Source organism: Massilibacteroides sp., assembly GCF_028705895.1.
Lineage (GTDB): Bacteria > Bacteroidota > Bacteroidia > Bacteroidales > Tannerellaceae > Massilibacteroides.
On the sequence record NZ_JAQWCQ010000002.1, the window covers coordinates 89273 to 100365 of the forward strand.

Below are 11093 nucleotides of genomic sequence, written 5' to 3' on the forward strand. Positions count from 1 at the left end.
TTTAGAGTTCTTCTATGTCCTGTAGTTCTTCCGGAGAAAAGAGTCCTTTAGTTATTCCAAAAACGAATTGACCTACTATGTTGTTCTTATTCTCCTTTACAAAACTATAATTATATTCAGAAAAATTCCGCTCTGTTTTTAATAAATCCTTCTTTAAGGCTACTGAATCTTTGTTTTCGCTTCTCGTGAAACTTAATTCATTTCGTTTTCTGTCAGATTCGGTTTTTTTTTCTTTCCACTCCTGCAAAAGATTATTCAGAGGCGTACCTTTAGCACGGCTAACCGAGTCCAGAACAACTTGTACGGTTCCGGCTTCTGTTACAACTAATAGCTCCTCAAGTTTTAGTCGGAGAATTGGTCTTGTTCTGATAATTCGAATATCCGAAGAGTCAAGACTAACGGAAAAGTGAAATCTTCCGTTTTTTATGTAGGTAGAGTCAACCGTTTCAGCAGTTGCTCCTTTTAAGGGTACAAGATAAATAATCTCGTTTTCATATCCTTTTCCAATAACTTCTCCGTTAATCTCAAATTTTTTCTTCTCACTTTGACACGAAAACAGAAGGATGCAAAATAAAATTCCTACATATTTGTACATAAGCCAATCATATTATATGCAAAATAAAGAAAAAGAAAGGCGAATCCATAAGATCCGCCATTCTTTCTTACATTCAGAATTGTTCACTTACTTAGCTTTAAACATCCAGAACCAAGCAGTACCCCAAGAGCCTTGTCCCGGTTCAGGACGAGCTAATGCCATTTTATCATCATCCAGACTTAAAATATCATATTCGTACACTCTTACATTTCCTTCATTCGGAGCAATACCACATAACATGCTTACCGTCTTTGTGCTCAACTTTCCTTTTGCCCAAACAGCGCCACCATCATCTAATGTCTGGTTGGTCATATCGAAAGAGAATGTTCCGGATTCGGATGTACCATCTGTTTTGTTTATGGTTAGCTTGGAACCGGAAACAGCAAATATCATTTCAGCTCCTTTACCTTCACCGGCAGCTTGCTTATCAATCCCATCTAATCCAACTTTCCACCATCCGGGAGTAACGTTCCCTTTGTAGCCACCATTACCCCAAACGGTTGGGCCAGTACTCTCATTTGCGTCTTCAGGTTGAGTATCATCCCATGTCCATACTTTTTCTCCCGAACCACAGAAATATCCCCACTCAGCAGGCACATCGATCAATGTATCCACTTGTACGGTCAATATCTTCTCAATCATTGAACCGTCATGGTTTCGACCCATAAACTTGATCTGATTTTCTCCTTGCAATACTAACTGAACAGTTGTCTTTGTTTTTGCAGTTATACCACTTCCATAATCCCATGATGAAAGTACGCCAACTCCATCACTATTCAGATCAATATAGTTTGAATTCTTACCTTCAATTACTTGAGGTATTGCTGTGACCTGTATCTGATCTGCGGTTAATGCTCCCGATAGGGTATTCCTGTCTTCCATTGGGTCACAAGATACCATCAAGAAAAACATGCTTAATATTGAATATACTACTTTTCTCATAATCATATTTTTAATTACAATAAAAACCTATATGTCCACCTGTTGTAAAAGTAACAACTGAACCATTATTAATTTGAGTTCCATTACACGATACATAGATAGTCCCTTCACAAGTTGACGTTTTAATATCATAAACCGTATAAGTCCCTGCATTAATAGTATAGTAAGCTACAGGACCTGAAGCATTACTCGAAATTGCATATACCCCATTACTTCCTCTCAAAACAAGCTGTCCACCATCTATATTTGTTGCTGTTACTGCAAGGGTTATCTGTGATTGATTAACTGAGGATACTTTGGAATTACTGCTCTCTTTTAATATCTCATGATTGTTTCTTTTACTTTCATTTTCTTCTAAAGCAAAAATAAGACAACTATTTAGCAGAACGAAATAAATAAAAAATATCTTTCTCATAACAATTACATTTAAAGTTTAACATGAACTATTCATTCCAACTTACAAATAAGGCTGATGCATCCCAGCCCGAATTCTGTTTCAATACACCACCAGACAATTCTATCTCAGTTGAAGGAATTGGCATAAAACCTTTCGTGGCTTCGTAACGGGCTGCATATCCTGCACCTTGATCTTTCATAGATGTTACTACACCACGATTCCAGATCGTACTTCCCACTTGTTTGCTAAGTGCTTCCGTTGCGATTCCCCATCTTCTGATATCACTCCAGCGAGTTCCTTCAAAGGCTAACTCCCAACGACGTTCATTTCGTAATGCCTGCTCAGAATAAGTAACAGCCGGAAGTCCCGCTCTTGCACGGACACGATTCATGCCATCAGCAGTTTGTGTCAGTTCTGAATGCATAAGCAATACATCTGCAAAACGAATCACATTAACATCTACTTCATGTCCTAATTGGAAATCGTCATCTTTTCCATCACCATAATATTCTGTAGATGAGGTAAAGCTATTATATAATTCATCGATACCATCTGCGTTTCGTGATTTAGCTGCAGTAGTAGCAATGATTTTCTTTTGCCAGAAACCTGTTTCTTCCATTTGTTTGTCACCTCCATACACATAATCTTCCGTAGCAGAGCCATCAAGAATAGATGCTTCACGGCGGATATCAGTAGGCTCGGCCGCTTTCCATTCGTTCCATAATTTAGGACTTACCGGACCTGCTCCCCATCCTTGTCCGAATGGGAAAAGTTTTTTATACTGATCACCTGCTCCCGTGCTACGAATCGCAAAATGTAACATGTATTGGTTTGAATATCCGATCGTTGTACTCCAGTCTGCCATATGAGAACATTTAATCGCAAAAACCTGCTCATCATTATCTCCGTCTTTTATCCAATCCGGTGCATCGCTTGCGTAAGGATAATCCGGTTTGGAAACCTTGTTTGTATATGGCCATAAGCTGCGGAAATCAGGAACAAGGTCATGTCCGCTATTGGCAATACAATCTTCCAGACCGGTAATTACTTCAGCTTTTGTTAATGAACCCGAGATCGTTCCATCTTCGGCCATTAAAGGAAGTGCATCTTTTCCGTAAAAACCTGTATAGAATAAAAACACACGTGCTAATAAGGCTTCTGCCGTCCACTTAGTGAGATGTCCTTGTCCGGAAACAACTTCTCTCCAAGGCTTTGAAGGCATAATTTCGATGGCTTTCTTTAAATCACTTGCAATAAAAGCATAGACGTCATCAGTAGAAGATTGAGCCGGATAATTAATCGCTTCATCAACGGATGCTGGGACATTGGTAATCAATGGAATATTCCCGAACATTTCGACTAATTCATTATTGAAAAAGGCTCTCAGAATCAAAACTTCACCCATTAATTGATTCCGCAAAGTTTCATCTTCTACCTTGTCTAAATTAGCTAAAGCCATATTGGCGCGATTGATACCGGAATAACGTGTTGACCAGTATGTCTGAAATCGATCCATGTTTGTGTATAACAGGTGATCAAGAACCTGCATGTCTTTATCATTCTCACCGCCTCCGCCAAAACGATCGTCAGATGCTAATTCTGCAGCATAAAAATACGTGTTTTGTACGTTCTCCATGGCCTTATTCATCGTTGCATAAACACCGGTAACCATTTGGATCGCGTCATCTGCAGTCTGTGGATAATTACTCGTGTTCTTTTTCGTGTAGCTATCCGTATCTAAGAAACTGTCACAACCTGCAAAAGCAAATGTTGCCGCTAAAAAATATATTATCTTTTTCATACTTCATTAAAATTTTAGATTAACACCAACCAGATAGGTTCTTGGAGCAGGATAAAAACCTACATCTATACCTTTAGCCCATTTTCCGTCACCGCTTGTGTCACCTCCGTAACCAACTTCCGGGTCCATACCGGAATAACCGGTAAACGTAAATAGATTCTGAGCAGTCAGATACAAGCGAGCTTGTCCAAGAGGCATTGCAGGGAATAACTTTTTGAAGTCATAACCTAACGTGATATTCTGAATTCTTAAATAGTCGGCATCTTCAATGTAGATGTCAGAAATATTCTGCCAGTTTGTATGACTACCGGAAGTTAAACGAGGCAATTTATTCGAACTGCCTTCACCCGTCCAACGTCCGAAGATAGCAGTCGTATAATTCTGTAGAGGAGAGTCTGCGAATGAACGATAAGATTTTGCAATCTGATGTCCAAATGCGCCTGTACCGGTTATATTTAAATCGAAACCCATGTAACCGAAATTTAGGTTTAAACCTAACGTATAATCAGGGTTGGGATCACCAATTTGTGTACGATCCTCTTCATTTATCTGGTTATCATTGTTTGTGTCAACAAAGATCAGGTCTCCTGGTTGAGCTCCTGCATATTTAGCTGTGGTGTTGTTTACCTGATCCCAATTCTGGAATACACCGGCTGTTTTGTATCCATAGAAATAACCAATTGGATACCCTTTTTGAGCGCGATACATCTCTGTTGTACCTTGGCTTAATACATTACTTGCCCCGTGAATGATCTGTTCCGTATTCTCAATACGGGTTACTTCATTCTTATTATGTGCAAAATTTACTGTTGCGCCATAAGAGAAGTCTCCGATATTGTCGTTCCAGTTTAATGCAACTTCTATACCCTTGTTTTCAACATCTCCACCATTTACATAAGGTGCATTCAGTCCCCATACGGCAGGAATCGGTGCTGCAACCAACCAGTCTTTGGTCTTTTTCGTGTACCAATCAAAAACAAGACCAAGTCGTCCGTTTAGAAAACGAGAATCAAAACCGATATTTAACTGTTCGGATGTTTCCCAGGTAACGTCAGGGTTCGCAAGAATATCTGCATAACCTCCGACTGTCTGTGTTTTTTTATCTGAAGAGAAGTAATAGCCATTGCTTGTGTCGAATGCAATAGTAGATAAGTATTGGAAATTACTGATATCTGCATTACCGTTCTGACCCCAGCTTGCTCTTAATTTGAAGAAGTCAAGCCAATCCTTTGTGTTCTCAAGGAATGCCTCATTTGATACAACCCAACCTGCGGAAACTGAAGGGAAATAACCCCAACGATTCCCTTTGGAGAAGTTGGATGAACCATCCGCTCTTAATGTTGCAGAAGCCATATAAGTTTCTTTGTAGTTGTAGTTTACACGACCAAAGAATGACGCGATTGCTCCTTCACCCCATGGACTGCCCGAAGCATTGCGTTGAGATAATTCTGTTGGTTTAGTGTTATCAACCCATGCATAATCTAAAGAACCTGGGAAGATTGAGTTTCTTCCGGTAGCTTCCACATTTGCACCCATTCCCCATTTTTCCATAGATTGTCCGACTACTACGTCGAAATGATGTAAGTCTTCAAGGTTAAAGCTATAGGCAACAGTATTATCCAATGTCCAGTTATGACCGGAACTTGCATTCTGTACTGTGTTATCCATCGTTACGTTGTTGGTGTTAGACAAATGACGTATGCCGTCATATGAACGATAACGTGATGCACTCATCTTAAAACCAAACTGAGATTTAAATACAAGATTTTTGATTGGCTGTATTTCTACATAAGCACTTGTCTGAAGTCCGTAATTATCAGATCTGTTTAATCCTTTACTTGATAAAGCCATTTCTGCTAAAGGGTTACCTGTGTTTCCGTCAAAATTCCAACCATCAGCGACCTTATCATCATAATCGTAATAATTTCCTTCTGAGTCATAAGCCGGTAATAGCGGGTTACCAATTAATATATCATGGATAGAATTCCAGTAAATATCACCGATTGCAATACCTGACTTGTTGTTATAATTAAAATTTAATGTTTCACCAATTTTAATTATATCAAAACCATTTCCTTTCAATAGGACGTGGTCTGAATTAATACGAGCTGTATAACGTTCGTAATCTGATTGAACCGGTTTTCCTAAAATACCTTCTTGTGATGCATAAGAAAAACCAATGGAAAATTTAGACTGATCGTTACCACCTGTAAGATTAATTGCATGGTTTTGAGTAGGAGCAGCTTCATTATAAATTTCATCGAGCCAATTTGTTCCTTGCCATGAACCATCCATAATCGAATTGTAGATATCGGAAGGAAGCTGATTTTCCCAGTCGTACATGGCATTTCCTTCGTTGAAACGGATTTCATCAACGATTGTCATATACTCTTTTGCATTCAACAAATCGGCTGTCTTTGCCAGATATTGGAATCCTAAGTATCCATCGTAAGACAGTGATGTTTTACCTGCTTTACCTTGTTTGGTCGTAACAAGAATAACACCGTTTGCTGCACGTGCTCCGTAAATAGCTGCTGATGCAGCATCTTTTAATACGTCGATTGATTCAATGTCAGACGGGTTAAGTGTGTTGATGTCACCACCTGCTACTCCGTCAATAACATAAAGAGGTCCGGAGTTACCCACCGTACCTAAACCACGAATGGTCACTTTGAAGCCTTCACCCGGCTGACCGGAGCTCTGTGTGATATTAACTCCCGGAGTCTGACTTTGTAAAGCCGATAATGCACTTGTTGTGCTTAGTTTTTGTAGGTTATCTCCGCTAACCTGTACTGTTGCACCGGTTATGAGTTTCTTTTTCTGAACGCCATAACCAACTACAACAACCTCTTCTAAAGATTGAGAGTCTTCATTTAAAATAACATTGTAAGTGCTTTGCCCGGATTGAACTCTGATTGATTGGTTTAGATAGCCGATATAGGAAAACTCAATTTCGGCATTTGCAGGAATGGTTAACTCATAGTTACCGTCAAAATCTGTGACTGTACCATTCGTCGTTCCTTTTTGTACCACATTTACACCGATTAATGGTAAACCATCAGCTCCGGAGGTGACCACTCCTTTTACTTTCATCCCTGTTTGCGCCATGGCCGGAAGGCTGTACACAAGCAGAAGAGTTGCAACAATTACCATTTGCACAATACCACGAGATAGGTTGTACAAAGAAAATGTACGACATTTTTCTTCCATAAAGAATTGATTTAAGTTGAATAAAATTACATTCTTTCGATATTATTAGAGGCTAACACTTTTTATTAAAGTTCTATTAGTATTAACTGTTAACAATATTTTGAGTGTAAAAGTAAAATTTACAAGTAAGCTAATAGGATAGCTTATGTAAAGTAGTAGGGGGGATTTTGTTATCTGATGAGTGTATATACCTCTTTTGTCGTTTCTGTGGTATGATTTGTTAACTCTTTCGGAAACATTAGATGTCTGTTCGGCTGTTCGGCTTTAATATTCGGGAGATCGACAAAACAAAAAACCGTCATTCGTTAATAGCTCGAATGACGGTTCTGACCTGTTGATAAAATGATATTATTTACGTTTACGTTGTTCTTTTTGTTTTCGTAATTGCTCCTCCTGCATCTTTTGCGCATCTTCAAGACGTTTCATGAAACCGGATTTTTTCATTGGTTTCTTTTTGTTCTCTTCTAATTTAGCCAAAAGTTTTTCTTCGTTAATTGTATAACGGAAAAGAAGAGTCTGACCAACAGTCATCAATGTTGAAATGAAATAATAATAGTTCAGACCTGATGCATATTGATTGAAGAATACCAATAACATCAAAGGCATCATATACATCATAGCCTTCATCCCGGGCATTTGTTGTTGCCCTGTGTTACTCATTTCCATGTTAAACTTGGTGTAAACTAAGTTTACGATAACCATTAATAAACAGAATAAACTGATATGGTTTCCGAAATAAGTAGAAATAATAGGAATCTGCGCATCCCAACTGACTATGGCATCGTACGTAGATAAATCACTTGCCCAAAGGAAACTTTCATGACGAAGCTCAATAGCTGACGGGAAGAACATAAACAATGCAATCAAAATTGGCATCTGCAGAAGCATTGGTACGCAACCACTCATCGGGCTTGCTCCGGCACGGCTATAGAGTTCCATTGTCGCTTTCTGTCGTTCCATCGCATTTTCCTGACCCGGATATTTTGCGTTTAATTCTTCAACCTGAGGGCGAAGTACACGCATTTTCGCTGAGGACATATAAGACTTATAGGTCAATGGCAGAAGTACGATCTTTACAATCAATGTTAACAGGAAGATTATTAATCCGTAGCTGCTTAAATGCTGACCTAAGAAGTCAAATATCGGTATAATGAAATATTTATTTACATAACGAAATACACTGGCTCCAAGTGGAACAAGTCGTTCAAGATTCAACCTTTCGTCAGAAGAGAGCCCCTTGTCATATGAGTGTAACAAACCATATTTGTTTGGCCCTATATAATATTGTAAAGAGGTGGCTGTATTTCCTTGCAGGTCGAAAGGAACCGACATCGATGATGCAAATTTCATCAGAACGCCCGGATCTTCTACTGCTCTGGAATCCAGAACAACTGATTCAAAGCCATCCGATGAAATCAATACTGTGGAGAAAAACTTGTTTTTGTATGCAATCCACTTTATTTGTTCAGGAATCTTTTCGTTGTCACTGCCGGTCTCACTCAGGTTTTTCACCTTGTCATCCATATATTTATAATATAAGGCAGTGTATCTGTCTTCATATTTACGTCCCTTTTCCAATTGACGGGCAGATTGTTGCCAGGACATCTCTAATGCATTTGTACTTGGCGACAGAACTCCGTTCAGCCCTTTGCTCTCAACCGAAAATCCCATTCTGTATTCATTCGCCGGGAGAGTATAGATGAAATCGAGGTATGAACCTTCACCTGCTTCTAACCGCATTGTCAAGCTATGCGGATCACTACCTTTGATCGGCTTAAAGTGCAAATCCGAAGTGTTGACTACTTTATTCGCTGCCGTTATTAAAGCAATGTTCAATGAGGTTTGTGTTTCATCAAACAAAACAAGAGGTAACGAATCATAGGTGTCATATTCCTTTAAACGAGCATAGGCTAAGTTTCCGCCTTTCGTGTTAAACTTTACTTCCAACAATTCGTTTTCCAACGTGATTGTCTCATTCGTCCCGCTCATTGCTTTAGAAAACACACCAAAAGATTGCTCCAAAAGGGCGGCCTTTGCTGAGTCAGGAAGAGACGTGTCTTCTAACGGCAAAGAAGATGTTGTTGATTTTTTTTGTTCTTCAAGTTGTTTTTGTAATTCTATCTTGGCAATAGAATCATTATATCTTTGTTGGGCTTCGATCTGCTCCGGCGATGGCTGGTTAAACCAGGTGAACGCAAAAAGCAGTATTCCAATCAATACAAATCCGGTAATTGTGTTTTTATCCATTTATCTGATTTTTATTTATTCTCAATCGCAGCTTTAACAAAGCTTACAAATAACGGGTTAGGGTTTTCTACGGTGCTACTGTATTCAGGATGGAATTGGACTCCGATAAACCATTTGAGTTTCGGTATCTCAATTACCTCTACTAATTTGGTTTCCGGGTTTTCACCTGTACACATCATGCCGGCTTCTTCAAATTGTTCTTTATAACTTCCGTTAAATTCAAACCGGTGTCTATGTCTTTCCTCAATACGCGCTTTCTTGTATGCCTGAAAAGCTTTTGAGCCTTTTTTAAGAACACATTCGTAAGCTCCGAGTCGCATGGAACCTCCCATGTTCGTGATATTCTTCTGTTCTTCCATCATGTCTATCACTTTATAAGGTGTGTTCGGCTCCATCTCAGTCGAATTGGCATCTTTAAGCCCTAATACATTTCTCGCAAATTCTATCACCATGCACTGCATACCCAGACAGATTCCCAAACAAGGTTTGTCGTTCTCTCTTGCATATTTGATTGCTGCAAATTTTCCTTCAATACCTCGCTGTCCGAAACCTGGTGCAATCAATATTCCATCTAAATCCGAAAGGAGTTCGGCTGCGTTCTCTTCTGATAATTTTTCAGAATGAATAAGACGCAGATCCAGAATCCGGTCATTATATATTGCAGCCTGAAGTAATGATTCGTCAATTGATTTGTATGCATCCTGAAGTTCTACATATTTTCCTACCAAACCTATCTTTACCGTTTCTTTTGCGGCAGTTTTCTTTTGTAGAAACTCTTTCCACTGTGTTAACTCCGGAGTAGGCCCTACTTCCAATCCCATTTTTTTCAGAACGGTAACGTCCATATTTTGTTTTTGCAACACGAGTGGCACTTCGTAGATTGTCGGTACATCTATAGACTGTACCACTGCATCTTCTGCAACATTACAGAAAAGAGCTACCTTGTGTAAAATATCTTTCTTTAGCCCATGTTCAGTACGCAATACCAAAATATCCGGCTGAATACCTAACTCCTGTAATTGTTTAACGGAATGTTGCGTAGGTTTTGTTTTGTATTCCTTGGCGGCGGCAATATAAGGAACATAGGTTAAGTGAATGCAAAGACAATTTTTTCCTAACTCCCATTTTAACTGACGTACACTTTCTATAAAAGGTAACGATTCAATATCACCTACAGTTCCTCCAATCTCTGTGATTACAAAGTCAAATTTGTATTTTGAGCCCAAAAGTTTTACATTTCTTTTTATTTCGTCAGTGATATGCGGAATTACCTGTACGGTTTTTCCTAAATAATCACCCTTGCGCTCTTTATTAATCACACTTTGGTATATGCGTCCCGTCGTGATGTTGTTGGCTCTTGTTGTCGGAACATTCAGAAATCGTTCGTAATGCCCTAAGTCTAAATCTGCTTCATGACCGTCAACTGTCACATAACATTCCCCGTGCTCATATGGATTAAGAGTTCCCGGATCAATATTGATATAGGGATCAAATTTCTGGATCGTAACCTTATATCCTCTGGATTGAAGAAGTTTTCCCAATGATGCGGAAATTATACCTTTCCCTAAGGATGAAACCACACCGCCTGTAACGAAGATGTACTTTGTATCTGCCACGTTAGTAATATTTTATTGATGTATTGTCTTTTACAAAAGTCTTTTATAAAAAATAAGAAGTGGCAAAGTTAATCTTTTTCGTTTACTTCCCATTACGAAGTTATGTATTTGTTCGCATGATTTATTCCGAAGAAAAGAAAGAACCTTTTTGAAATTTTGGATATAAGAAAATTTTAAGGCGCCTGGAAACGAAAGTTGAGGCGCCTCAACTTTCGTTTCCAGGCGCCTCAACTTGTTTGCTGAGGCGCCTTTAAATTTTACTGTGTGCTAATTGAGATTTGTTTT

The 11093-nt window shown here is 38.9% G+C and carries 7 protein-coding genes; all 7 read right to left on the reverse strand.

What is annotated here, in order from left to right; translation table 11 throughout:
* Position 1: 1 nt before the first annotated feature.
* The 7 genes from PHT93_RS01025 to PHT93_RS01055 all read right to left on the reverse strand — a co-directional run bounded on the left by PHT93_RS01025 (position 2) and on the right by PHT93_RS01055 (position 10808).
* Positions 2 to 595 (reverse strand): DUF4369 domain-containing protein, encoded by a 594-nt coding sequence (locus PHT93_RS01025; RefSeq protein WP_300238399.1) that lies wholly within the window; start codon positions 593 to 595, stop codon positions 2 to 4.
* An 87-nt stretch (positions 596 to 682) separates the two neighbouring features.
* Positions 683 to 1537: a hypothetical protein gene (locus PHT93_RS01030; protein WP_300238402.1), complete on the reverse strand. Its 855-nt coding sequence runs from the start codon at positions 1535 to 1537 to the stop codon at positions 683 to 685.
* 10 nt (positions 1538 to 1547) lie between these two features.
* Positions 1548 to 1952, reverse strand: a complete 405-nt coding sequence (locus PHT93_RS01035; protein WP_300238405.1) for a hypothetical protein — start codon at positions 1950 to 1952, stop codon at positions 1548 to 1550.
* Positions 1953 to 1980: 28 nt separating this feature from the next.
* The gene (locus PHT93_RS01040; protein WP_300238407.1) at positions 1981 to 3735 is read right to left on the reverse strand and encodes a RagB/SusD family nutrient uptake outer membrane protein; all 1755 of its coding nucleotides are present in this window, start codon (positions 3733 to 3735) and stop codon (positions 1981 to 1983) included.
* A 6-nt stretch (positions 3736 to 3741) separates the two neighbouring features.
* On the reverse strand, positions 3742 to 6945 hold the full coding sequence (locus tag PHT93_RS01045) for a TonB-dependent receptor (RefSeq protein WP_300238409.1): 3204 nt from the start codon (positions 6943 to 6945) through the stop codon (positions 3742 to 3744).
* Between the two features lie 348 nt (positions 6946 to 7293).
* Positions 7294 to 9192 (reverse strand): membrane protein insertase YidC, encoded by a 1899-nt coding sequence (yidC, locus tag PHT93_RS01050; RefSeq protein WP_300238411.1) that lies wholly within the window; start codon positions 9190 to 9192, stop codon positions 7294 to 7296.
* Between the two features lie 11 nt (positions 9193 to 9203).
* On the reverse strand, positions 9204 to 10808 hold the full coding sequence (locus PHT93_RS01055) for a CTP synthase (protein ID WP_300238413.1): 1605 nt from the start codon (positions 10806 to 10808) through the stop codon (positions 9204 to 9206).
* Between the last annotated feature and the right edge of the window lie 285 nt (positions 10809 to 11093).

Coding starts and splice junctions, on each gene's coding strand:
- PHT93_RS01040 (WP_300238407.1), bottom strand. CDS start 3,735: ATGAAAAAGATAATATATTTTTTAGCGGCAACATTTGCTTTTGCAGGT.
- PHT93_RS01030 (WP_300238402.1), bottom strand. CDS start 1,537: ATGAGAAAAGTAGTATATTCAATATTAAGCATGTTTTTCTTGATGGTA.
- PHT93_RS01035 (WP_300238405.1), bottom strand. CDS start 1,952: ATGAGAAAGATATTTTTTATTTATTTCGTTCTGCTAAATAGTTGTCTT.
- PHT93_RS01025 (WP_300238399.1), bottom strand. CDS start 595: ATGTACAAATATGTAGGAATTTTATTTTGCATCCTTCTGTTTTCGTGT.
- yidC (WP_300238411.1), bottom strand. CDS start 9,192: ATGGATAAAAACACAATTACCGGATTTGTATTGATTGGAATACTGCTT.
- PHT93_RS01045 (WP_300238409.1), bottom strand. CDS start 6,945: ATGGAAGAAAAATGTCGTACATTTTCTTTGTACAACCTATCTCGTGGT.